Origin of the sequence: Nostoc sp., from assembly GCF_036917195.1 — a bacterium.
In the GTDB taxonomy this organism is placed as follows: Bacteria; Cyanobacteriota; Cyanobacteriia; order Cyanobacteriales; family Nostocaceae; genus Nostoc.
In genome coordinates this window covers 57,339-82,776 of sequence record NZ_JBALDG010000051.1, presented here as the reverse complement: position 1 = coordinate 82,776, position 25,438 = coordinate 57,339, and the positions used below count along the sequence as shown (strand labels likewise).

Below are 25,438 nucleotides of genomic sequence, written 5' to 3'. Positions count from 1 at the left end.
GTTGCTAGTTATTTGAGATAGCGATCGCAAAAACAATAAAATCCCCTCCAATTAGAGGATGTCTGAAAAGTTTTGAGGAGGTAATTTTGACTACGCAAGCTGTTTTAACATTAAACGAATCATTGCGACATAAATAAAAGCCTCTGTCGTTTCAGGTAAAATCTCATAGTCCTTACTTAATCTGCGACACCAATTGAACCTACCCATTAGTTCTCTCAACCAGCCAACGTTTTGGCAGGACAACAAAACCCTTCTGTTCTTGAGAGCGTGTAACAACGCTCCAGAGCCAGCGATAAACATCCATTACCCAGTGCGTAAAATCCTTACCGCGATAGCCACCATCAACCCAAATCCGAATCAATCTACCCATGCGATGCCTACGGCGGGCTACGCCTACGCGTACTTGATGCAGTTTTGATAGAACTTTTTTTGCTCCTGCTTGTTCACTTACGTTTGCGGCGGTAATTAGGACAACGATAAGTAAGCCTAATGTATCGATCAGTAGATGCCGCTTACGTCATGCAAATTTTTTTACCTGAGTCATCGCCGACTTCCTTGGAAACCATTGTTGTTGTCTCAACCGATTGACTGTCCATAATAGCCTCAGATGGAGATGGTCAAGGGTTTTGGCTTACACGCACCCACAAGCGTAATCGCTGATGAATTTGTTGCCACGTCCCGTCCTTACCCCACTGTCGGAAATAATGGTACACAGTTTTCCAATTGGGAGAATCGTACGTTTGCATTCGCCACGCGCAACCCGCACATAATAATATGTATAGGATTGCGTTAACTCGCGCCTGCATATCGACACTACGTTTTCGACCACCACTTTTGGGCTGAGGAATTAGTCCTGATAGTAGTTCCCACTGTTCTAAAGTCAGATTACTTGGGTACGATGGAATCATAGCTCTCATAACGCTGTCATACTTAAGTATTTTTTCTACTGACAGGATACCGTTATCTGGGCTTTCTTATTTCTCAGACATCCTTTAACTATCTTCAGCTACATCTGATTATTAGCGCTCTTAAATTCACAATCCATGAGAATATACCGTGAGCCTAACCATTTATTTCCTCCGTCATGGACAGACAGAATGCAGTCGCAATAATTCCTTTTGCGGTTCCATAGACTCACAACTTACCCCAGAAGGCTTGGAGATGGCCAAGGCTTTTGCTGACGCATATATTTCTAAAGATTGGACAGCTATATTTTGTAGTCCAATGCGGCGAACTGTATTGACAGCAAAACCTTTGTGTGAAGTAATAAAGATAGAACCACAACTCAGAGATGGTTTAAAGGAAATTAACTATGGCTTGTGGGAAGGAAAAACGCCAGAAGTAATTAGCCGTGAATATCACGATGATTATATTCGCTGGTCAGCCGATCCAGCTTGGTATGCGCCAAATGGTGGAGAAATGGCAGTTACAATTGCTTCTCGCGCCTTGCAGGTAATTGAAGAAATCAAGCAAAATTACACTAGTGGCAATGTTTTAGTTGTTTCCCACAAAGCAACCATCAGAATTATTCTGTGTAGTTTATTGGGGATTGATGTGGGACGCTTCCGTTTTCGTTTGGGATGCCCTGTAGCTTCGGTCAGTATTGTAGAATTTTCCTCACATGGGCCGTTGTTAAAGGTTTTGGCAGACCGTAGTCATTTGGATGGGCGGTTGCAAAATTTACCGGGAACGTGAAACGCGATTAATCGCGTCTGTACAGGAGTTAGGAGTTATTATTTTTACCTTGCTCTGCTTCGCTATCTGGTGCAGTGTATTTGCACAAAACATTTATCCCAATTTTTAGAATATATAATACGACAATTGTGGCGATGTCTACGACGGGCTACGCCTACGTACCATCAATCGGTATTCCATGTATAGACATCTCCTAGAAAATTACCTAGAGAGAATTTATTAGTTCTTGAATCAACGATCGCAGTTATAAATGAATGTCTTGTCGTCACCAACATTACAAGATTAAGTCTTAAGGTTATAGCCTTAAGCCTTAAGGTTATAGCAATAAGCCTTAAAGTTACAAGATTAAGACTTAAGGTTACGACATTAAGCCTTACAGTTACGAGATTAAGACTTAAGGTTATAGCAATAAGCCTTACAGTTACAACATTTTGGCAAAAGCTTATGCGATCGCTTTTTAGGGTAGTGCGCTCCGTGCGATCGCTACCAATGCTTAAACAAAACTTATTTGAAGGGCTGCAAGATCCTTAGCTTCTTGAAGAAGTCAGGGATCTGAATCAACCTAGTATAGGGCAAAAATAAACCTACCTTTTAAAACAGCCAGAAAGCCTAAAATTAAAGCATTTTGAATGCGTGAATGTATGACTTCCGCCTTGCGGTACTAGCCCATCCCGCACTGAACTCTCATCAACTATGTCAAACCCTTATTGCTAGGTTAATTGAAGACATATTGTAGTCCGCCGTCAAAAGCCTTCTATAGACTGAGTTGTAAATTTCCGGCTGAGTCTAAAGATATATAAAATATATATCTAAAGATAGATTGTATTAAATACTGAGCTAGTGGTAATTATACTTAGAGAAAGTAATCAAATTTTCTTTTTTTGTAAGGTGCATAGGTCATTTCCAGATTATGGAAATGTCCATCAGCCTGTTAGATGATCTACAAGTACAGCACGGCGTAAATCCAAATACCACCTCAATATAACAAGCTTTGGGGCAAAATCCCCTTGCTAAAGGTAAGCAAACAGACGCCGACCTGTACTAGTTGAACGCAGAAAAATATCATATTTCTGCGATGTCTGCGGTGGTCACTGAGTTTCTTGTACTGAGCGCAGTCGAAGTATGTCGGGCATTGCATAAATGCAGGATGAATCGGCGCTTGAAACCATTGATAATTCGTTCCAAATTGGGCGAAATCATCCGATGATTCAGCAACGCCGTATGTCGTACCACTTACCTACGGCACGCTACGCGAACGTGGAAGCAAGCTACGCGCAGCGTTTCGTAGAGAAGTGCGGGCTATGCCTACGCATCTACTGTTGGGTGGGTTTAATGCCCTGAAATTCTGATTATTTTGTTGGAACAACATTGGTTTAACTGACTTCTCCAAAAGCTATTCAATGATTCAATAGCCGTTGGAGAAAGGATTCTGGGAATTTGATTGAGAAACTGGTGATTTGAATCAGCTTTCGCTACCGTACTAACTTAATTAAGAGGATTTTTCTCATGCCTAGACTAAACGTTCCACCTAATTTCACTGGCACCGGGGGTGCGGATACTTTAATCGGAGAACAGTTAAATGCATCACCGGCAATTGGTATTGATATTTTAACTGGAGGTTACATTCGTACACTTTCAGGAATAGACACGATCACTGGCATCGCTACTGGCGATGACGGCCCTGAAGAGAAGATCAGCAACGGTGCTTCTGGGACAGGCATCGCTAACAGTGGCAGTATTGATGCAGGAGACGGAAACGACGCGATCGCTGGCACAGGCAACGGCGGTAGTGGCACTGACGGCCGCTTTGAGAGCGGCAATGGTGCTTTTGGGACAGGCATCGCTAACAGTGGCGGTATTAATGCAGGAGATGGAAACGACACGATCACTGGCACAGGCAGCGGCGGCAGAGGTGGTTCGGGTTACAACGGCGGCAATGCTGGTAATGCAATCGGCATTACTAACAGTGGCAGTATTAATACAGGAGATGGAAACGACGCGATCGCCGGCACAGGCAACGGCGGCAAGAATGGTGGGGGTTACGTGGGCGGCAATGGTGGTACTGGGACAGGCATCGCTAACAGTAGCAGTATTAATACAGGCTCAGGAAAAGACACGATCACTGGCATAGGAAGGGGCAGCGACGGCGGCAAAGACCGCGGCAGTGGCGGTACTGGAACTGGTATCACTAACACTAAGGAACTGGATACCGGAGACGGAGAAGACACGATCACTGGCACAGGTACTGGCGGCAACGGCGTCATCGGCGAAATCGGTGGGGGCGGCGCTACTGGAATCGGCATCGCTAACAGTGGCAGTATTAATACAGGCTCAGGAAAAGACACGATCACTGGCATAGGTACTGGCGGCAACGGCGCCAGTGGGTATTACATCAACGGCGATGGCGGTACTGGAACTGGTATCACTAACAGTAAGGAACTGGATACCGGAGACGGAGAAGACACGATCACTGGCACAGGTACTGGCGGCAGCGGTGGCCGCCAGGACAGTATACAATACCCCCCATACGACAAGGGCGCCAACGGTGCTACTGGGACAGGCATCGCCAATAGTGGCAGTTTGAATACAGGGAACGCAAACGACACGATCATCGGCACAGGGAACGGCGGCAACAGTGGCACCAGTCCTGTCGGTAACGGCGATGGCGGTACTGGAATCGGCATCCAAAACACTAAAGACGCCACCATTACTACAGGGTTGGGCAACGACACGATTATCGGTTATGGGAACAGTTCTGAAAAAAACGCCATCAGCTATGGCATCTTTAACGATGGAGTCATTGATACGGGCAAGGATTCTGACAAACTTACCGCACAGGCATCTTCAAAAATTGGTGCTACTGCCTATGGCATTTATGGACAAGGAATCATCAAGACTGGCGATGGGAATGACTCTTTGATCGCCACCAGTATCCTAGATGGAGTTCAACAAAAAGTCTCTATCGGTGGCGGGATCAAGATTGATCTGGGCACTGGGAATGACTACTTCAAAGGATTTGGGGAAGCGAGTGTTGATGGCGGGGACGGTTTTGACACCCTGGATTTGGGCGCTTTCAAACGCTCCCAAGTGATTGTATCTGGTGTTATTTCTGGCAATACCCTTGAAAGTGCCAATATCAGTTTCAACAACAATGGAAACACCATTAGTTTGTCTACGACTGGCTTTGAGAAATTTATCTTTGCAGATAGCTCTTTTTGCTACAGTACTTTGGCAAACGGGGCGTGAGTTTGTTAATTCCTCTATCTCGTGTTTCAACCCCTGATTGTTTAATTGAGTTTACGTCTCCCTCCAGTTGAGTTGATCCGAACTTTCTGAGGTTCTGCCTCAGCTTATCGCTCTTTATGTCTCAATTTCTCTTGTTTAACTAACAAGAGTAATTGAGCATAGCTAATTCCCAATATTTCTTTAGTAGGGTGGGGATATTTGTAAATATAGGGTGAGTTACACCTTCCTTGTAACCCACTATTGCTATCAAAGACTCTTGGCATAGATAATTTGGTGCATTAGCCTACCCTTCTCTTATCGGAGATGCTACGCGTAGCTGGCTTTTGAGCAGGGGTGCGGGAACGCTAAAAGCGAACGGCATAACACACCCTACAAAGATACTTGGTATGATTTGGGTTTACGTGGCTTTTAATTCGGTACAGATACAGCGATAATTTACTCAAATTATCACTGAATTCTCTTATGCTGCCAGTTATTGAAAGTATTGTATTACGTCAAATGGCTTCGGGCGATCGCCTCTACTTACAAGTTTACAAATTCATTGGCGCTCAACCTGGTAAAAAGGTTTACATTCAATCTAACCTGCACGGTGCAGAAATTGCTGGCAATGCCGTTATTCACCAGCTAATTGAGTTTTTATTAACAATAAATGATACAGATTTAACTGGAGAAATTTGGTTAGTTCCCGTTTGTAATCCAATGGGGACAAATGAACGCGCTCATCATTTTTCCCCTGGACGATATTGCATTTACGAAGCTAAAGACTGGAATCGGATATTTTGGGACTACGAAAAAGAAGCTGATGATTTAGTAGCTTTTACTAAATCTCAACTTCATATTAATATAGAGGTCGTTCGACAAAATTATTTAACTATAATTAAGCAACAATTTGCGAAAATTTTAGAAAAAATTAATTCTAACAGTGCAGTACCATACACTGAGCTTTTTGGTTACAAACTACAAAATTTGAGCTTAGATGCAGACTACTTAATTGATTTACATAGTTCTACAAATCAAGCGTTAGACTACATTTATTACTTCCGAAATCGAGAAGACAGTGCAAAATACTTCCTGCTTGATTTTGGAATTTTACTTGATAAATACGATGGTGATGCTTTTGATGAAGCTTTTATCAAACCTTGGTTAGCACTGGAAGCTTGTTTTAAAGAGTTGGGTAGAGAAATCAAGTTTGATGTAGAAGCTTGGACACTGGAATTAGGAACAGGAATGCAAATGAACCCTGATTCAGTGGCCAAAGGTGTACGGGGTGTAAAAAACTATTTAGCACAAAAAGGTGTACTGCAAATTCCTGATTTATTGGATGACACAAAAACTCATGAAATGACTTTTGTATCTAGCAGCAACAGGAAAAAATATTATGCGATCGCAGGTGGCATGATTCAATCCAGAATAAAATTAGGTAGTTCAGTAAAAGCTGGAGAAAAACTGTATCAAATTCTCAGTTTTAATAAAGAAGGTAAGTTACCCAGTGTAATTGATGTCTGCGCTCAACAAGATGGATTGGTTTATGATGTCGCAACCAATCAAGCTGTGAATGAAGGAGAATTTGTACTAGGAATTGTTAGTTAGTTATTTGTCATTTGTCATAGGAGTTAGGAGTTTTTTACAGCAGTTTTCATTTATTTGAACCACATCTGTTGTAGGGGCACAGCAATGCTGTGCCCGTAGGGCGTGGTATATTTACTCCTCACTCAGCATTAAATTTAGTCTCCTAAATAAATACCCATACCACGAGCGGTTTTAACTAAAGTCCCATTGGGATCGACGGCGCTATATTGAGCGATCGCTTCTGTAATTGGTACACTTAATACTTGGCGATTTTGCCAAATCACCATGCGATCGTATTTATTCTCTGCAATTAGATTAACCGCCGCAACGCCAAAAACAGTTGCAACTAATCTATCGAGTGGTGAAGCAGTTCCACCCCGTTGAATGTGTCCTAAAACTGTAACTCGCGTTTCTACACCAATGTGCTGAATAATTTTATCTGCTAAATATTCGCCAATTCCACCGTATCGAGATTGACCTAACCGATTTGTAATCGTCACATTTTCCCCATCTTGGGTACGAACCGCTTCCGAAACAATAATCAAACAATAGTTTTTGCCTTTATCTTGGCGTTCTTTGATTTTGTGGCAAATGTGATCAACTGTGTAAGGGATTTCAGGAATTAAAATTACATTTGCTCCCCCCGCAATTCCCGCAGCTATTGCTATGTGTCCGGCATCACGCCCCATTACTTCCAAAATCATGACTCGGCTATGACTTGCAGCAGTAAAATGTAATCGGTCTAGTGCTTCCGTGGCAATATTGACTGCTGTATCAAAACCGATGGCATGTTCAGTAATGCCAATATCGTTATCAATCGTTTTGGGAATACCAACTAAATTAATGCCGCCTTGTTGGGCGAGGCGGCGGAGAATTGCCAAGCTACCATCGCCGCCAATCCCAATCAAAGCGTCTAAACTTAGTTGATGATAACCTGCAATAATTTCTTCGGAGCGATCGCATAAACTTCCATCCGCCATTGGAAAAGCAAAAGGGTCGCCTTTATTGGTTGTCCCCAACATTGTGCCACCCGCAGTTAATAGCGAGTCAACTTGATCAATTTCCAGCTTGGTGAATTGTGGCGGACGCGCCATTAATCCTAGAGTCGCTTGACGAATTCCCAAAACCTCCCAGCCGTAAGTATTCACAGCACAATTTACTACAGCCCTAATCACAGCATTTAAGCCAGAACAATCACCTCCACTGGTAAGAATTCCTATGCGTTTGCGTTCTCCGATATCTTTTATTGACATTTTGATCCAAATATATTGAGTAGTCGATGAAACTTAAGCCAAAGTTAGCAGCAGATTAAACCTAAGCAAAAATATTCTCTGTAAATGCCAAAGTAATTTTATGTTTGTTTTGTATCTAAAAACAAAACAAAGTTATCTCAGCTGTAAAATATTAAGTGTAGAGCCAGTAGTAGATTAAACCTCGGCAAAAACAATCCCTAAAAATGCCAGGGTAATTTTATGCTTGTCTTGTGTCTAAGAAAAAATCAAGTTATCCCAGCTGTAAAATATGAGGGTGGAGCCAAAGGTGACTAGTATTGATAATTACAACTTCTCTTTTTCAGGAGAAGTAACAATCCCACAGGCTCCTCCTGAGTTTAAATCAGGTTTTATCGGCATTGTTGGTCGTCCTAATGTCGGTAAATCTACTTTAATGAATCAATTGGTAGGACAAAAGATTGCCATTACATCACCAGTAGCACAAACAACACGTAACCGTTTGCGCGGTATATTAACTACATCAGAGGCGCAGTTAATATTTGTAGATACGCCAGGAATTCATAAACCCCATCATCAGTTGGGGGAAGTGTTGGTGCAAAATGCCAAAATTGCGATTGAATCGGTAGATGTAGTGCTATTTGTGGTAGATGGAGCGGTGGCATGTGGTGCAGGCGATCGCTATATTGCTGATTTGCTCAGTCGCAGCAAAACCCCGGTGATTATCGGTGCGAACAAAATCGACCAACAATCGGTTGATTCTCAGTTTATAGATGATAGTTACGCCCAGATGGGCAAGTCCCATGAATGGGAATTCGTGAAATTTTCTGCCAAGACTAGTGCAGGATTACCGCAACTTCAACAATTATTAATTGAACATTTAGAAATTGGGCCATTATATTATCCTCCAGACTTAGTAACTGACCAGCCAGAGCGCTTTATTATGGGTGAATTGATCCGAGAACAAATTTTATTATTGACTCGTGAAGAAGTACCCCATTCAGTAGCGATCGCCATTGACCTAGTAGAAGAAACTCCCAGCATTACCCGTGTACTTGCTACCATCAACGTCGAGCGTGATTCCCAAAAAGGCATACTCATTGGCAAAGGCGGAGCAATGCTCAAAGCAATTGGTAGTGAAGCTCGTGAACAAATCCAAAAGTTAATCGCTGGTAAAGTTTACTTAGAATTGTTTGTCAAAGTCCAGCCGAAATGGCGACAGTCGCGGATCAGTTTAGCAGAGTTAGGCTATCGCGTGGAAGAATAGAAAAATTAGGAGTTAGGAGTTATGGGTTTTGAATTAAAAACTTATGAATAACTTTTAACTCCTAACTTAGACAATTTTAGATTTTAAATTTTTCCTTCAATCCAAAATCAAAAACCAAAAATCAAAAATTGAATGACTCCTAACTCCTAACTAATAAAAATGTCTTTAGATACTCGCTATCCCTTAAATTTACCAATCAATGCTCCGCCGTTGCGCGTGTTAATTGTCGAAGATGATCCGATGATGCAACTAGGATTAGAGCAATCGTTAATGGCTCATCCTCAGTTGGAGATTGTTGGACAAGCAGAAGATGGTTATTTGGGAGTCCAAGCAGCACTGCAACTGAAACCTGATTTGGTGGTTATGGATATTGGGTTGCCGCGATTGGATGGCATTGCAGCGACACAGCAAATTAAGGCGGTGCTGCCAGCAACTCATGTGGTGATGCTGACATCTCATCAAACGGAGACAGAAATTATTGCTGCCCTGTCTAGCGGTGCAGATGCATATTGCATCAAAGGTGCAAGTGTGGAACGATTGTTAAGTGCGATCGCAGCCGCAGTTGATGGTGCAGCCTATCTCGATCCCCAAATTGCGCGGCGAGTAATTGATAATCTCAAACCGCCCTCACCCACCAGCAACAACGCCAACTTATCTGGGCGCGAGTTAGAAGTATTGAAACTCATGGTAGACGGGTTGAGTAACCCAGAGATTGCTGAAAAACTCTATCTCAGTCCCAACACCATCAAAACTCATGTCCGGGGGATTATGAATAAATTAGCAGTAGACGATCGCGTGCAAGCAGCAGTTGTAGCATTGCGTTCTGGGTTAGTTTGATTATCTGTATAATTACAGCTATCAAAATCCCTTGGCGCTGGTGAATACCCGCATTGGCTACGAAGCCAAAAATTAGAGTATTTACTTTTTTGTTAACAATATCTTTGATGAGATATATGTCAGTACAGACTTAAGACCACCTGATACACTTGTATCTTATGGCGATCGCTGCACCTTTGGCTTTCAAGTTCGCACGAATTTTTAATCCCATTTACAAGTAGAGGCGTACATATATATGTACGCCTCTGTAGCCGATTCATTTTTTGCCAAGATTTTTGAAAAATAGTCTACCTCAATCGATTTTAGTTAAAAGAGTTTGAGAATTCATTCGGGTCTAGATCAGCAGGAAATAATAAAATTTCCTTACCTTCTAGCTTTGCCTTCTGGTGAAGCACAATTGCCTTCTCCAAAAAACAATATTTAATTGGAACCCATCCATCGTTATAAAAGTAGACAGTCACTCGGCTCATTGCATACTCTTTCAACGGCATTGGAAGATACCAGGACGAGTTCACAATTAGAACCTTACCTGTCAAGTGCATTCTTTGAACCTCAGTTAGTAAGTATATTTACTTTTACTACTTTCACTCATCCAAGTGAGTTTTAGTAACTATCATAAGTAATAAGTTAATGAGCCTTTAAGTTAGATATTTAGGTGATAAGTTCAAAAGTCAACGAGTTTTTAGTTGGGATTAAGCCTTAGTAGTTGGTGAGGAATTTTCGGGCGAAGTTTGACAGGTTGTCTTTTGACGCAACTATACTTTTAAAATTATCGTTCCTAAATACTGGTGGAAAAGTAGCATCAAAAATCTTTGAATTTTCCTTTAATTGCTTTTTCCCAGTCAACCTGGTCTACTTCGCTTACTCTTATAAACTCTATGTTCCACTTTACCCTAGAGAAAAATTTGGGATGGCTATTATTAATTTCGGTTCTAATTGCCACACCAGTTAATGCCCACACCGAAAAAGTGTCAAAAGACGTAGGCGGGATGCTGCATATTGAACCCAATGACAATCCTCAAGCTGGCAAAACCGCTCATGCTTGGATTGTCCTCACCCGTAAAGGCGGGCGACTAATCCCCCTGACACAATGTAACTGTCAGTTGGCTGTCTATCCTCAACCTCACAGCGAAACTGATACCCCATTACTGAAGCCAAGTTTACATAGTGTATCAACCAAGCAATATAAAAACATTCCCGGAGCCGAGATCGTATTTCCCAAAGTAGGAGCTTATGAATTGGAGTTAAGCGGTACTCCCAAATCTGGAGCTAATTTCAAGCCTTTTGTGTTGTCTTATACCGTCACTGTCGGCTCATAAAAGCTGAACTGGTAAAATGTCATGCTGTAGCAATATCTCGTAGGGTTCAGAAATTGTGGTGCGATCGCCTCCATTGCGGTAGCGATCGTATAACCTAGTTTTATCAAGAAATCTTTTGTGTGCTTGAAAACCGCCTGTAAAAGTTTGAATACTGTCGTCTCGCCTCTCTTGTTGAGATTCTGAATCATTGTTCACGAGTATCAAAGACTCGTTAACGGAGTTCAAACACTCATTCACGAGTATCAAAGACTCGTTAACGGAGTTCAAAGACTCGTTAACGGAGTTCAAACACTCGTTCACGAGTATCAAAGACTCGTTAACGGAGTTCAAACACTCATTCACGAGTATCAAAGACTCGTTCACGAGTATCAAAGACTCGTTCACGGAGTTCAAACACTCGTTCACGGAGTTCAAACACTCGTTCACGAGTATCAAAGACTCGTTCACGGAGTTCAAAGACTCATTCACGGAGTTTAAACACTCGTTAAAATTTACTTAGCGATCGCGCTTCTGATTCAGTTTGCATATAAACAACCATTGAATCTAATTGCCTTATCCCCCTATTGCCAAGAATATTTCCACGCTTCGCCCCATACCCTCACCCCTAGACATAATCACTTCAACATCCTGGGGAATAAATGGGCAGAGGGGCACAGGGGCAGAGGAGAATAATTAATAACCAATACTTCGGCTTCGCTGGTTACTGAGCGAAGCCGAAGTATCAGTACAAGTGCCCAATCCTCAATACCCATAAATTAAAATCCTGCCAAACGATCTGAAGGTATCAAACTCAGGGATGATGAGTAATTAGCAATTAAATTGACAAAATCACACTATAAAGAGTGATATTAAGCGATAGATAGCGCTTATATAAGGACTAACGGTCATGATTAAATCTTGGATGGTGATTGGGGGTGTGGCTTTCTTGGTTGCCTTAGCAGCTAACGTGATTACGCCTAGCGATCGCCAATGGTTCAAGCGCTTACAACGACCGAGATGGCTAACTTTTGAGGGTGCAATTCCAATTATTTGGACTGTAATATTTATTTGCGGTGCTTGGTCAGCTTATATTATCTGGGAAAAAGACCCAGGAAGCACCCCAACCTGGTTAATCATGGGTTTATACTTGCTTTTAGAAATTGTGACCATTGCCTATACGCCTGTAATGTTTAAGCTTCGCAGTCTGAAAGTGGGTACAGTTCTTGGCGGCACAGGTTTTCTCATTTGTGTTTTATTGATACTTGCAGCCTTAAGTATTTCTGGTTGGGCAGCACTGTTACTAGTTCCTTATTTGCTCTGGAGTCCCATTGGTACTTATACTACTTGGCAGATGGTCAGTCTCAATCCTCAAGATGCCTAAGAATCGCACTAGCGAATGATTCAACCTACGCCCTAAATTGTCAAACTTGCAGTGTATGACTTGACAAAATACACAAAACTTGAGTGCATTATGATTCCATCTTGGATAATAATTGGGGCTGTAACTTTCTTGGTTGCCCTTGGTAGTTTCTTAATCACGCCACGTGATGTTAAATGGTTTGCACAGTTACGTCGCCCTCGCTGGCTAGTTTTTGAGCCGTTGATTCCGCTGATCTGGACTGTGATTTTTATTTGCGGTACAGCTTCAGCTTATATTGTTTGGGAAAAAAGCCCAGGAAGCCTAATTACTTGGCTACTAATGGCTTTGTACGTCCTGGTGGAAATTATCACCGTCGCTTACATACCTGTAATGCTGAGGTTTCGCAGTCTCAAAATTGGGGAAATTCTTGGGCTAATAGGTTTTATTTCAGCCGTTATCCTTGCAATCTGCGTTTTGCTAATTTCTGGACTAGCAGCGCTATTACTCCTTCCTTATCTAGTTTGGACTCCCATTGGTACTTACACCACTGACGAGTTAAAGGAGCAAAATCCTCAAGATGCCTAGTACCGCAAGGCGGAAGTCACTCATTCAAAAGGAGCCAGTGCGTTGGGCGGGCAATGCCCGACTTGTTCGCGCAGCGTCTCCTTTAGGAGAAGCAACTGGCGTTCAAAAGTCAAAAATATTACGGAATAGGCTTTTTAGGGTTTTTAAATGGTTGCTCTATTTCCGCCGTGTTGTACTAGTTAACTAAATACAGCATTTCATTAATTCGCAGCAAATTAAATCTAGCAAAGCTCTGCGTCCCTGTGCGTTGAAAAAAGTAGTGTTTTTAAATGATCCAAAAGCGCAAAGGTTGGCGCAGAGTAATATTATGTCCGATCAAAGACTTATTATTTAGACCGCAGTTATTGCTGGGGGAAAGAGACTTTTCCGATTTTGCACAGATCAGGTAATTATAAGTGATTAACCAAACTTGATATAATACACAGGTTTAAGGCTAAAACTTAATCCTTAACTTCTTCATCATTAGCAATAGACTTAATAATTCCATCTACAATTTGTCTAGAATTCCGCCAACTACTCATTTGGAAACTGCCTGAATGTATTCGATGATAATAGTTTAGATTATTCAGAATATATAATGAATATCCTTGTTGCAACCATGAATAGTTAAAAACTATAACGTCGGCAGCAGGTACAGAATTAAACTCGTTAATTTTACTACACTCTATATATTTTTGCACATTAATGAAATAATTTCCATCATTAAGAAGACTACGCAATAATTTTATATTTTCATTTTTTAAGATAAGTTCTTTGACTTTATATAAAGTAAGTTCTGTGTTTGTGAATTGTCGAAAATCAAAGTTCGGTTCGGCAAAACTAGGGCAATATATAAGGTTGGTATTCCATGTGGATATTTGGTAAAGTCTATCAACATAATTTCTGCTCAGTGCATTATCAGAGTCAAGAATAATTGCCCATTCATTTTTACATTTTGATATTGCTGTCACCTTACTATGGTATGGCCCTAAATTTTTTTCGCCTCTATAAATAGAAATTTTATTAGACATTTTTTTAGTAATAGCTTGCATTTTAGAAAATTCGTCCATGCTAGAGCAATCATCATAAATTATAACGTCATTAATTCTTTCATCCATTAAGACATTTCTCAATGCACCTGCTATTAAATTAGACCTGTTATAATGTGTAATAGCTAAAGATATTTTTCTTTCATTTGCTGTAGCATCTCTTCTAATCGATAATAAACGAACTCCAAGAGAGTAAGTTAGAATTTTGGCAGTCAGATTATATGAATAATTAGAGATTTTTTTCCTGATGCCTAAACTTTTAACTTTGCGGTTGATTTTGCCTAAAATATCCATCATATGACTCTTGCTTGATTTTTGAAAAAACGCACTACTCATCTACCTCTCTTCTTTCCCTGTTGTCTGTTCTGACTTTTCACGGTAAGTCCTCAAGCCCCAAAAAAGCGTGACTTTTTCCACAGGCTAATTCTCAATAGCTTTAATTTAATGAAAATATCTAATGGAAAAATCAGGACTTGAAAAACCCTCAAAATGGTCTTTTCCACATGCCGTGAAAAGTCAGCTTGTCTGTTGCCTGGCTCTATAATTAAGTACACTAATTAATTAGGACGGCTAGATAACAAAGGGTGAAACTCTATATAATTTTTTTAAATTCAAGATAGGTGCTTTGATTATCAATGATTGGCTAATTAATTATATTTAGCTATTTATATATTTGTCACTACAATGACAACCTTTAAATGCCCGTCTTATATTAATTGTACCTAGCTATTTACCACTAATTGCGTGGCGATCGCTTGCGTTTCTCAACCAGAGTGGGTATGATCGCCTGTTCAATTACCGTTGCTGGAATCGCCGTCTCGATTGCTTTAAGCAAACCACCACTTTGTATATCAGGAGACACCAATGACAAATCCTTCAGATCCAGCACACTCAATTTCCATTCTTGGGAACAATGCTTAACTTAGATGACTTCTTGCCTTGCAAGCCGCCCATAACGTGCAGTAACAGGATTAACCGGATTGGATTGATTATTCAACCAAGCCCACATTTGATCGCCAACAGAAAAATGCCACCACTCTCTGGGATTGCGCTGAAAGCCGGCTTTTAACATTACATCTCGTAACAACTGACGATGAGCATGATACTTTTGCGCTTGTGGGTGGTCATTATTGGCATAATAATCGGGATGCGATCGCTCGGACATTTCATCAATCGGCGAACCCATATTTACTATTTGCCCTGCATCATCAACTAGTGTCACATCCACCACCGCACCAGTACTGTGAGGAGGAGGAGTTTTTTCATCCAAACTCGGTACAGCCCAAATTTCATAAACCGCTTCCCAAATCTCTTGGCGTTGGTTTGGCGATAACTCCACCTCAGTCAGTCCCCTCTCCTTAACTGCTTGCGCGAAGCTGTAATCTACCATAAACTGCTGGACTGCGATCGGGCGATAGGCATCAAAGATTTGGATATGCCAGTTAGGATGCAGGAGATTAAGATAATTTTGCGCTTGGAGCAAATTTTCGATAACACTTTGACGGAGATAATAAGGGGAGTGTTCGCCATAAGGCGCACCCAACTTTTCATAAGGATGAGGAGATTCCACCGCAAACAATTCTAAAGGAATCGCCATTAGGGGTTCACCACACTCAAAAATCGGGATTTGATGATAAGGCCTCATCTAGTTAGCCACGCAGGACTTACGGATTTTAACGCAAGCATAGCATTGTGCGTAACGAGTCTCTTCTTCTTCTGTGTCCTTTGCGCCTGTGCGTGCAATACCAATTTTTCTCAATTTAATCGCGCCTGAAAAATGTAACAATACCATAAGTAGATAGACAAAAATATTTACAGTCATTGCGAGCGAAGCGAAGCAATCGCAAGGGCTGAGATTGCTTCATTCCGCTTCGCTCCATTCGCAATGACATTGTGTATTTAATTCTGTCTGACTATTTATACCTTCTTCTGATTATTCAGAAATATCCTTGCATGAAAAATTAACATAAAAAAATGAAGTATGGCAGATAAAACCAAAATTATTTCCTTTCAACTTTCTGACGGCAAAATAATTAAAGTAGAGGTTACACCTATAGGGGAACAACCTGTTTCTGATGAAACCAGAATTTTTAAACAAGCCACAGAAATTATTAAATCCATTGCTGAAGATGTCGCAGGTACATTAAAAGATATTAGCGAGACAGTCAAACCAGATAAATTTAGTGTCAAACTTGGTTTACAAATTGGAGTTGAGTCAGGACAACTAACCGCTTTACTTGTGAAAGGAACAGGCACAGCTAACCTGGAAATTACAATGGAATGGAGTAAATAACAGTTGATTGTCTTACAGTTGTGGTAATCTTTTTACAAAGATGCTAGATGAGAGCAATTAATGGGTAACGAAGACGATTTACAACGCTGTACAGTGCGTTTAAATGTTGCCAGTAGTCAGGGAACAGGTTTTTTTGTTGCACCGAATTGGATTCTCACCTGCGCCCATGTAGTCGAATCTGCGAAAGATAATCCTGTGCAAGTATTTTGGAAAGCGGGAAACCAGAATTACACAGCTAAAGTTACGCAATTATACAAATATCCCCTTGATTTAGCCCTTTTACGATTGGACAAGGATTGTTTGGATCATCCCTGTGTTGAATTGGATGATACAAAACCCAATACCAATGATGATTTATATATTTTCGGTTATCCCAAGAATAGCGAAGTTGATTATTCGCAGGGAGATTCAGTAAGCTTTAAATATGAAGGAATAAGTTTTAAACAGGATATTATTCTCTATAAGTTAAAGCAAGGGCAAGTTATCTCAGGCTTTAGTGGATCGCCTTTGTTAAATTTACTAACAGGTAAAGTTTGTGGAATTGTGCATCTTTCCCGTGATGAGGGTAACGATTTAGGTGGGCGGGCAGTTTCGGCTCAAGTTATTGTGCAACAGTTTCCCAAAATTGCCCAACTTAATCAACAATTTCATCAGCCAAAGCCTAAAGGTGATAATCCATTTGAATATGGTTCTCCTGTTTCTCCAGAACGTTTTTACGGACGGAGAAGAGAAATTTTAGAGATTAAAAACCGCATTGGCGCGATTAGTCCTCAATGTATCAATTTGGTAGGCTTGCGGCGCAATGGAAAAACCTCTCTATTGCGATATATCAGAGAAAGAATCAGCGAATTTTGTTCGCCAGAACAAAAGCCTTTAGTTGTTGCCTTAGATTTAACGAATGGGAATTTTCATACTCCAGAGGGGATTATTGAAGGCTTAAGGCGAGGGATTCACAAACTAACAGGGAATTATCCTTGGTTAAAGGAAGATAATGAAAATGGCTTTGCAGTAGAAGATGGCTTACAGTTTTTAGTAGATGAAGGGTATCGTTTAATTATTTTATTGGATGAATTTGAAGCCATTGCTAGTAAAAAAGATAGATTGGAATTGTTTCAGGATTGGGGAGAAGATTGGCGTTCTAAGGCTTCTGCGGGTTTATTAACAATGGTAATTGCCAGCAAACGCCCTCTTAATGAAGTTTACGAAACTTTGAGTCTGGGTTCTCCTTTTGCCAATATTTTCAGTACAACTATTGTAGGGGCATTAGAAGAGGAAGCTTGGCAAAGCATCATCCAGAAAGGAGAGAAAGAATTTCTGCCTAATTCTACGGTATTACAATGGGTGGATGAGTTAGCAGGAGGGTTGCCCTATTATGTGCAGATGGCGGGGGCGATGTTGTGGCAAAATAAGAATCAAGAAATAGCTAAAAATGAGTTTAATTTTCAAGCAAAGCCTCGTTTTGAAGAACTTTGGAAAGATTTAACCGAAGTTGAACGTTTAGCATTACGTTATGAGTTGAGAGGGGGTAACTTACCTATCCCTGATTTGGCAATTGTAGATAGGCTTCAGCGTCATGGGTTATTACGGAAGAATGGGGGTTTATTTAGCAGTGTGTTTGCAGAGTTTGTTAAAGGTCAAAGATAAAGCAATAAGCCAAAAAATCATACATTAAATATAAAAAATGTTGCTCTTTTTGCGAGAAACTTGGGAACTATTTTGGTGGGCAATGTTTTGTCCTTCAAGGCTTCAACAACGAATGAATGAATGGTTGCCTCAAAAAAAACATGTACGCAGATCAGACACAGATTTTTTTAATATTTTATTTTTCGTAAAATCACGATTTATTATTCAGTATTTATTACTATTGTTTATTTTTAATATCCCTCTTATTTTAAGACTGATTGAACGTAATCAATTATTAGATTGGTTACAATTACCTTGTGTAATGTTAATTGCTTATACGACAGGAGTTTTATTTTTACCTTTAGGACTGGTTATCCCCTGGTTGTGGTTGATAGTTGTATTAAATCAGCATGATAGCTGGTTAAAAGGCTCAATAGAAGCTATTAAATTTTTACCTCCTTTACTTCAAATAGGAATAAGTCTTGCAGCTTTTGGAGTATCTATATCATTAACTGTTTGGTTAATATGGCAACTGTTAAAAAAAGAACATCTTTCCCTTGCTCCTAATGTGATAGTGGTGGGAGGAACAATCAGTGTGATGTTAGCAGGGTGGTTAGCACTTAAAAACTGGTTGTTTCTGTTGTTAGTAATTGGAATGACAGTTATTGTCCTATTTTCAGCAAAAGAAAATATAAGAAATAGTGATGATGCGGGAGTCGTGACGGTCGCCCTGGCGGGAGTCATGGTGGGAGTCATGGCGGGAGTCATGGCGGGAGTCATGGCGGTAGACGTGACGGATGTGGCGGTCGAGGTGGGAAGAGTGAAGCTAGTAGTGGACCCAGTAGTGGCGGTACTTCTGGCGCTAGGAGTGGCGGTCGTCGTGGCGGCAGGAGTGGCGGTCGTCGTGGCGGAAGGAGTGGGAGGAGTGACGCAAGTCGTGGTGGGAGGAGTGGCGGGAGCCGTGGCGGGAGTCGTGCCGCCACTCCTGACGGTCGTCGTGGCGCTAGGAGTGGCAGTCAAGGTGGAAGGAGTGGCGGAAGCGTCGACACTCGGGACGAGAGCCTTCGTGGTAGAAGTGTCGGCACTCGGGACGAGAGCCGTCATGGCAGCAGTGCCGGCAGGAGTGGCGGCAGGAGTGGCAGTCGTCGTGGCAGTCGTCGTGGTACGAGTTGTGGCAGGGGTCGTGGCGGGAGTCGTGACAGTCGTCGTGGTGGCAGGAGTGGCGGCACTCCTGGCGGGAGTTCCTACTTTACCGCTTACTTGGCTTTCGGTTGTTACAAGTTTAATCGCTTTTGCTCTTGCACCAGCAAAAGACAACACAGTTTTTATCACCACCACAGTGATTTTAATAGCTCTTTCTGCCCAAAAATTAGGATGGTTTTCAGCATTAATTATCCCTGTGACCTTAGTCAACTATTACAGAATTATTGACTATTTTTTCTTTGCTCCTTTCAGTTTTTTTACATTAATTATTAATCGCTTTCGTCCTCAACCATGGCAATTACTTCGTAGCTTACCTCCTTATACCAGTGAACTTCTTTGGCTACCCTTAGCATTACCTAATCACGATCAACTTTTAATTTCCGCTTTTGCTAACAATCCTCAACAAGCTTTAACAATCTTTCAATATACCCAAACTTTTTCCTTACCAGGATCTCAAATAACCCTGCAAAATGCCTTACCACAAATTGTTGCTGACCAACTCAAGCAAATTCAAAGTATTCCAGAACTAATCTTTACTGCCAACTCAGACCATCCTATATTACCCTTCCTAATTTCCCCCTTCTATCACCTCGATTCTGAAAGCGATACCCCCACTCCAGAAACACCTTTACCAAAGGTTAAACCCGAACTTTCTATCCTTCTTCCTCGCCTGCAAACTATTATTCAAGATATTCAATCTGCACTTGAAAATCAAAATATACCTCTACGAGAACGAGGATTAGAACGAATTAATAACAATCTTGTTCGATTACAATCCCAATTACCCTCTCTCGGACTTAAAGACGAAGCTATTAAACGCTGGACACCTGTACTACAGCATTGGCAAAGGGTTATTGAACTAGAACAAAATGAACAACGCAAACTCTCTCAAGGTGAACTAATCAACCCGTTCCATTATGGAAATCCAGTGCGACTTGACCAAAAAAACTTGTTTAAAGGTCGTCAGAGATTTGCCAATGAAGTTGTCCGTCGAGTTTTAGACCGTGACCGACCTACCCTTGTACTGCATGGCCCCCGTCGCTGTGGTAAAACTTCCTTTTTGTATAACTTTCCCCGCCTGCTTCCCAGTGATATCCTCCCCGTATTTGTGGATATGCAAAGTTCCGCCATTACCACCAGCGAATCTGACTTTTGGTTTGGCTTAGTCCGTGCAATTCATAAAGACTGCAAAAGTCAAGGCGTTCAATTACCAAACATTCCTAAACGCGCCGATTTTAAAAATAGTCCCTATCCTACCTTAGAAGATTGGTTAGATGAAGCACTTGCCCAAATTGGAGAACGGCGCATCCTTCTCAATCTTGATGAATTTGAAAAAATCGGTACTGCTATCCAGAACGGACAGATAAACTTACGTTTATTTGATCAACTGCGCCACTTAATTCAACATTATGAACAACTCGGCTTTCTCTTTTCTGGGGTGCAAACTTTAGAGGAATTAGGCCCGAATTGGAGTAGCTATTTTATCAGCGTTGTCCCGATAGAAATGCTTTATCTTGAACCTAACGAAGCCGAAGAATTACTCCTTAATCCAGATCCAGCTTTTGCACTGCATTACGCTCCAGGTATTGTAGAGGAAGTATTAAGGTTTACCAATTGTCACCCTTACTGCCTACAATTATTGGGCGCATCAATGGTGAATCAAGCTAATTTTAACCATACTGATTTTATTACTGCTGAACTCTTGCAAGCTTCTATTAATGACGCATTTATTTCCGGTCAACCTTATTTTACAAATATTTGGACAGAATTTACAGGAACTACACCAGAAGAAATGGTAATTGGTCAAGAATTATTATTACAAGTTGCCAAGATAGATATTTCATTAGATATAACTACTGAAATTGCTGAAAAGGTATTAACCCGCTTGTTGCGTTATCATATTTTACACAAAATCAATGGAGGATATGATTTTGAAATTCCTCTGTTAAAACAATGGGTGAGAGAGCGTGCAGTAAGAAGCTAATTATTTAAAGTAAGAAATTATATGATGTCAGCTTGCTCACCGTTGGGTAATTTCATCGTCTATGAATATGCCCTAACAGACTTAGGATTCTATCATTAACGGTTCGTTTTTTCAAAAATGCTTAATCAAAACCAAACGCCCTTATTAGACGCTTTAAAAGCCAATGCAGCAAGACCTCATGCGCCTTTTTACACTCCAGGACATAAACAAGGTGAGGGAATTTCTCAACCTTTGGCTGATTTATTTGGCAAAGCTGTCTTTCGCGCCGATTTAACCGAATTAGCAGATTTAGACAATCTCTTTGCACCCCAAGGCGTTATTCAAGAAGCACAACAACTAGCAGCTGAGGCATTTGGCGCTTCGCAAACATGGTTTCTTGTTAATGGTTCTACTTGTGGGATTGAAGCGGCAATTCTCGCTACCTGTGGCACAGGCGATAAAATCATTTTGCCTCGCAATGTACATTCTTCTGCGATCGCTGGTTTAGTTCTCTCTGGTGCTATACCAATTTTTCTCAATCCTGAATATGATCCAGTTTTAGATATTGCCCACAGCATCACGCCCAATGCTGTACAATTTGCACTCCAACAACATCCAGACGCTAAAGCAGTGTTAACGGTTTACCCAACATATTACGGCGTTTGCGGAGATTTGAATGCGATCGCCAATATTACCCATCAATACAATATCCCTCTACTTGTAGATGAAGCACACGGTGCCCACTTTGCCTTTCATCCAGAATTACCCACTCCAGCCTTAGTCGCAGGTGCCGATTTAACTGTACAATCCATCCACAAAGTACTCGGTGCGATCACACAAGCATCGATGCTGCACGTTCAAGGTAATAGGATAGATTGCGATCGCATCAGTAAAGCTTTGCAACTCCTCCAGTCTACCAGTCCTAGTTATTTACTTTTAGCTTCTTTAGATGCAGCACGTCAGCAAATGGCACTCTACGGAAAAATGCTGATGTCTCGCACTTTGCAACTTGCTGATGAAGCTAGAACAAAAATCAGTCAAATTCCTGGATTATCTATTTTAGAGATTCCTAGCCCTGCTTATGAAGGGGAGGATAGTACCGTGCAGAGGTTCCCGCCATTGAAGCGACTCTCCGTAGGGCTGGGGGGATCTCCTGGCTTTGTGGCTTTAGATAAAACGCGACTAACTGTCACTGTTTCTGGTTTAGGCTTAACCGGATTTGAAGCAGATGAAATTCTCGATGAAAAATTTGCTGTCACTGCTGAATTCGCCTCACTGCAACACCTTACTTTAATCATTAGTTTGGGCAACACCCCAGCCGATATTGAGCAATTAGTGCAAGGTTTTACCACTCTTGCCAAAGAATATCGCCGAACCAACTTGAATGTTAAAAGCCATCTTTGGCAGGATTTTGTTAGTACATTAAGTCCGGCATTACATTTCTCTCCCCGTGAAGCTTTTTTTGCTGTCAGTGAAATACTACCTTTGATACAGACAAGCGATCGCATCTGTGCAGAAATCGTCTGTCCCTATCCCCCAGGAATTCCTGTGTTAATGCCCGGAGAAATAATCACTAAACCTGTCCTTGATTACCTACAACAAATCCAGGCAATGGGGGGATTTATCAGTGGTTCTGCTGATACTAGCCTCAAAACTTTAAAAGTTGTGAAATAACGTCCTAACGTCATAATTACTGAGTTCTTGTTGAGAAAAAATTAATTGATATGGTCAACAGTAAATGTGCGGTTAAATGAGTAATCAAGGCAAAAATATACATCAATTATATTAAGTATAAAAATTCAATGAAAATGGCTAGCAAACTAATGCCATCTTTAATTTATACCCATAGCATGATGTTGATAATTCATAAATCAGAAAATGAAATTAAAAACTTATTATGTTTGGGGAGTAGTAGCAGCTCCAATTTTAGTCACACTAGCGCTGGGTTTCTCGGCAAAAGCGAATGCAGTTGAGTTAGGTGCTGCCTCTGATTACAATGTATTTGTCTTAGGAGATATCTCTCAAAAAAATACAGATATTGAAGGAAAACTTGCTGCTGGCGGTAACGTGAATTTTGCTGGCGGACTCGGAAGCAAACTTTCTGGCAATAGCGGCAACGTAGTAGTAGCTGGACAAAACTTAACTCTGAGCACCGGTCAAGTCTACCACGGTAATGCTGTCTATGGAGGTACCGCCAATGTGTCCAGCAATGTGGGATTTCCACAGGGAACTCTCAAGAAGAGTAAACCCATCGACTTCAATGAAGCAGGGAAACAATTGCGAGGGCTATCTCAATATTTGGCAACCTTAACTCCTACTGGTAAAACAACAGTTCAATCTTGGGGTGCTATTAACCTTAGTGGCAGTGGTACTGCCTTCAATGTTTTTAATGTTGCCGGATCATCTGTCTCCAAGACAAACTCTTTTGGAATCAGTGGGGATGCAAATTCGACTGTTGTAGTCAATATCAGTGGTAAGGATGTGTCGCTGCAAAACTTTGGGTTCAATATCACTGGCACAGATAAACAAAAGGTGATCTACAACTTCTATGAAGCGACAAACATAACTGCCAGTGGGATTAGCATACTAGGTAGTATTCTTGCTCCTTTGGCTAATTTCAATTTCAATAATGGTCAAGTTAACGGCAACGTGGTGGTAGCTTCTTTGACAGGAAATGGGGAGTCTCACAACTATCTGTTTAATGGCGATCTGCCGGATGTCCCAACTAAGTACTACACTCCGCCTGTCATCCGGACTCAGGTTCCAGAGCCTGCAAATCTTCCAGGTTTAGGATTAATTGCTGTAGTATTTGGTTTATTTCGCCACAAACGCAATCAAGCAACTTGCCCAGAATAATCATAAATTTGCTGGCAGCATAGCGCATGAGACGAACTTGTTTACATATATTTCGCTCATGCGCTATTTACTTGCTCCCTACCTTCTACAATAAAGATAGACTTTATTGAGATTTGTATAGTTGGGGATAAGCTGTCATGGCTCCCGCCGTTTTAATTCAAAATCTGCAAAAACGCTACGGTACAGTGGTCGCCGTCCAGGATGTTTCCTTTCAGGTAGAATCAGGAGAAATCTTTGGTTTACTTGGCCCCAACGGTGCTGGTAAAACTACTACCTTGCGTGCTTTGTGTACACTTACCACACCGGATGCTGGCAAAATTGAAGTATCTGGCATCTCTGTGTTAGATAATCCGAGAGTGGCAAGACAACGACTAGGCTATGTTGCTCAGGAAGTTGCTATAGATAAGGTGCTGACTGGAAAAGAACTGCTGCAATTGCAAGCAGCACTTTATCACCTTCCAGGCGCGATCGCCAAACAGCGCATTGAGACGGTATTAAATTTACTTGGTTTGCAAGAATACGCTAATAAAAAAACAGGAACCTACTCTGGCGGTTTACGCAAGCGCCTAGACTTGGCTGCTGGATTGCTCCATGCACCCGATGTTTTGGTGTTGGATGAGCCAACTGTGGGACTTGACATAGAAACTCGTTTTGTGGTATGGGATTTCCTGCGAAAATTACGCGCCTCTGGGACAACGGTAGTAATTACCAGCCATTATCTAGAAGAGATTGACGCCCTAGCCGATCGCGTGGCAATTATAGATCGGGGCGTTGTGATAGCCGCTGGTACACCTTCACAATTAAAAGATCAAGTAGGGGGTGATCGCATCACCTTGCGAATCCGCGAGTTTTCCCCCATTCAGGAAGCAGAAATTGCTAAAAACCTCCTGCAACCTTTGCCATTTGTACAAGAAGTCATCATCAACAGCGCTCAAGGTAATTCTCTCAACTTGGTGGTGACACCACAGAATGATGTTCTGATTAACATACAGCAAGCGCTAAATACCGCTGGCTTGCCAATTTTTGGCATTGCCCAATCTCGCCCCAGCCTCGATGACGTTTACCTCGCCGCTACAGGACGCACACTGATGGATGCAGAACTCGCAGCAGTTGCCACCCGCGATCCCAAGGCCGAGAAAAAGCAGAATATGAGATAGGGCATGGGGAATGGGGGAGCCACTGCGGTCTTCTCCCATTCGTGAGAGGCTAGCGCCTGCCGTAGGATGCCCGAAGGGCTGTAGGGGTCTTCCCAAATCGAGCAAGTAGCGTCATTGGGCATTGGACAAAACAGTTCCTCTTTTCCGAGTAAAGAAGTGAGATTCCCCACTCAGCACTGGGCGCTCAAAACTCCCCATTCTCTAAAATCCAAAATCCAAAATCCAAAAT

19 protein-coding genes and 1 pseudogene are annotated in these 25,438 nt (G+C 41.6%); 14 read left to right on the top strand and 6 right to left on the bottom strand.

What is annotated here, in order from left to right; all coding sequences use genetic code 11:
• Positions 1-90: 90 nt before the first annotated feature.
• Positions 91-908: pseudogene (locus V7K40_RS16280) on the bottom strand (IS5 family transposase).
• A 148-nt stretch (positions 909-1,056) separates the two neighbouring features.
• On the opposite strand from V7K40_RS16280, the gene V7K40_RS16275 reads away from it, so the two are divergent.
• From V7K40_RS16275 to V7K40_RS16265, 3 genes are all read left to right on the top strand, one after another.
• Positions 1,057-1,695, top strand: coding sequence for a histidine phosphatase family protein (locus V7K40_RS16275; RefSeq protein ID WP_334961326.1), 639 nt, complete (start codon positions 1,057-1,059; stop codon positions 1,693-1,695).
• Between the two features lie 1,506 nt (positions 1,696-3,201).
• A complete protein-coding gene (locus V7K40_RS16270; protein ID WP_334961323.1) occupies positions 3,202-4,941 on the top strand; it encodes a hypothetical protein in 1,740 nt (579 codons plus the stop codon).
• A gap of 462 nt (positions 4,942-5,403) precedes the next feature.
• Positions 5,404-6,531 (top strand): succinylglutamate desuccinylase/aspartoacylase family protein, encoded by a 1,128-nt coding sequence (locus tag V7K40_RS16265; protein ID WP_334961321.1) that lies wholly within the window; start codon positions 5,404-5,406, stop codon positions 6,529-6,531.
• A 134-nt stretch (positions 6,532-6,665) separates the two neighbouring features.
• Here the strand turns inward: V7K40_RS16265 and V7K40_RS16260 are convergent, their stop codons facing one another.
• Positions 6,666-7,748 (bottom strand): ATP-dependent 6-phosphofructokinase, encoded by a 1,083-nt coding sequence (locus V7K40_RS16260; protein ID WP_334961424.1) that lies wholly within the window; start codon positions 7,746-7,748, stop codon positions 6,666-6,668.
• A 283-nt stretch (positions 7,749-8,031) separates the two neighbouring features.
• Between V7K40_RS16260 and era the strand changes: the two genes are divergently transcribed.
• The 3 genes from era to V7K40_RS16245 all read left to right on the top strand — a co-directional run bounded on the left by era (position 8,032) and on the right by V7K40_RS16245 (position 11,162).
• Positions 8,032-9,006 (top strand): GTPase Era, encoded by a 975-nt coding sequence (gene era, locus V7K40_RS16255; protein ID WP_334961319.1) that lies wholly within the window; start codon positions 8,032-8,034, stop codon positions 9,004-9,006.
• Positions 9,007-9,165: 159 nt separating this feature from the next.
• Positions 9,166-9,843 carry a response regulator transcription factor gene (locus tag V7K40_RS16250; RefSeq protein WP_334961317.1) on the top strand — a complete coding sequence of 226 codons (678 nt, stop codon included), beginning with the start codon at positions 9,166-9,168 and terminating at the stop codon, positions 9,841-9,843.
• An 878-nt stretch (positions 9,844-10,721) separates the two neighbouring features.
• Positions 10,722-11,162 (top strand): hypothetical protein, encoded by a 441-nt coding sequence (locus V7K40_RS16245; RefSeq protein WP_334961315.1) that lies wholly within the window; start codon positions 10,722-10,724, stop codon positions 11,160-11,162.
• On the opposite strand, the gene V7K40_RS16240 is transcribed toward V7K40_RS16245, so the two are convergent.
• Complete coding sequence (locus V7K40_RS16240) at positions 11,157-11,630, bottom strand: hypothetical protein (RefSeq protein WP_334961313.1); 474 nt, start codon at positions 11,628-11,630, stop codon at positions 11,157-11,159. The two genes, V7K40_RS16245 and V7K40_RS16240, sit on opposite strands and share 6 nt — an antisense overlap.
• Before the next feature lie 418 nt (positions 11,631-12,048).
• On the opposite strand from V7K40_RS16240, the gene V7K40_RS16235 reads away from it, so the two are divergent.
• Together V7K40_RS16235 and V7K40_RS16230 are read left to right on the top strand one after the other, a co-directional pair.
• Positions 12,049-12,522, top strand: coding sequence for a TspO/MBR family protein (locus V7K40_RS16235; RefSeq protein WP_334961311.1), 474 nt, complete (start codon positions 12,049-12,051; stop codon positions 12,520-12,522).
• 90 nt (positions 12,523-12,612) lie between these two features.
• A complete protein-coding gene (locus V7K40_RS16230) occupies positions 12,613-13,086 on the top strand; it encodes a TspO/MBR family protein (RefSeq protein ID WP_334961309.1) in 474 nt (157 codons plus the stop codon).
• Positions 13,087-13,526: 440 nt separating this feature from the next.
• On the opposite strand, the gene V7K40_RS16225 is transcribed toward V7K40_RS16230, so the two are convergent.
• The 3 genes from V7K40_RS16225 to V7K40_RS16215 form a co-directional block, all read right to left on the bottom strand.
• Positions 13,527-14,450: a glycosyltransferase gene (locus tag V7K40_RS16225; protein WP_334961307.1), complete on the bottom strand. Its 924-nt coding sequence runs from the start codon at positions 14,448-14,450 to the stop codon at positions 13,527-13,529.
• A gap of 400 nt (positions 14,451-14,850) precedes the next feature.
• Positions 14,851-15,003, bottom strand: a complete 153-nt coding sequence (locus tag V7K40_RS16220; RefSeq protein WP_334961305.1) for a hypothetical protein — start codon at positions 15,001-15,003, stop codon at positions 14,851-14,853.
• A gap of 33 nt (positions 15,004-15,036) precedes the next feature.
• The gene (locus tag V7K40_RS16215; RefSeq protein ID WP_334961303.1) at positions 15,037-15,759 is read right to left on the bottom strand and encodes a M15 family metallopeptidase; all 723 of its coding nucleotides are present in this window, start codon (positions 15,757-15,759) and stop codon (positions 15,037-15,039) included.
• A 336-nt stretch (positions 15,760-16,095) separates the two neighbouring features.
• Between V7K40_RS16215 and V7K40_RS16210 the strand changes: the two genes are divergently transcribed.
• The 6 genes from V7K40_RS16210 to V7K40_RS16185 all read left to right on the top strand — a co-directional run bounded on the left by V7K40_RS16210 (position 16,096) and on the right by V7K40_RS16185 (position 25,209).
• The gene (locus tag V7K40_RS16210; RefSeq protein ID WP_334961301.1) at positions 16,096-16,407 is read left to right on the top strand and encodes a CU044_2847 family protein; all 312 of its coding nucleotides are present in this window, start codon (positions 16,096-16,098) and stop codon (positions 16,405-16,407) included.
• A 60-nt stretch (positions 16,408-16,467) separates the two neighbouring features.
• A complete protein-coding gene (locus tag V7K40_RS16205) occupies positions 16,468-18,051 on the top strand; it encodes a serine protease (protein ID WP_334961299.1) in 1,584 nt (527 codons plus the stop codon).
• Between the two features lie 301 nt (positions 18,052-18,352).
• Entirely contained in the window at positions 18,353-21,217 is a 2,865-nt protein-coding gene (locus tag V7K40_RS16200) for a hypothetical protein (protein WP_334961297.1), read from the top strand.
• A 117-nt stretch (positions 21,218-21,334) separates the two neighbouring features.
• The gene (locus tag V7K40_RS16195) at positions 21,335-22,870 is read left to right on the top strand and encodes an aminotransferase class I/II-fold pyridoxal phosphate-dependent enzyme (protein ID WP_334961295.1); all 1,536 of its coding nucleotides are present in this window, start codon (positions 21,335-21,337) and stop codon (positions 22,868-22,870) included.
• A 204-nt stretch (positions 22,871-23,074) separates the two neighbouring features.
• A complete protein-coding gene (locus V7K40_RS16190; RefSeq protein WP_334961293.1) occupies positions 23,075-24,052 on the top strand; it encodes a choice-of-anchor A family protein in 978 nt (325 codons plus the stop codon).
• Between the two features lie 137 nt (positions 24,053-24,189).
• A complete protein-coding gene (locus V7K40_RS16185; RefSeq protein WP_334961291.1) occupies positions 24,190-25,209 on the top strand; it encodes an ABC transporter ATP-binding protein in 1,020 nt (339 codons plus the stop codon).
• Positions 25,210-25,438 lie beyond the last annotated feature (229 nt).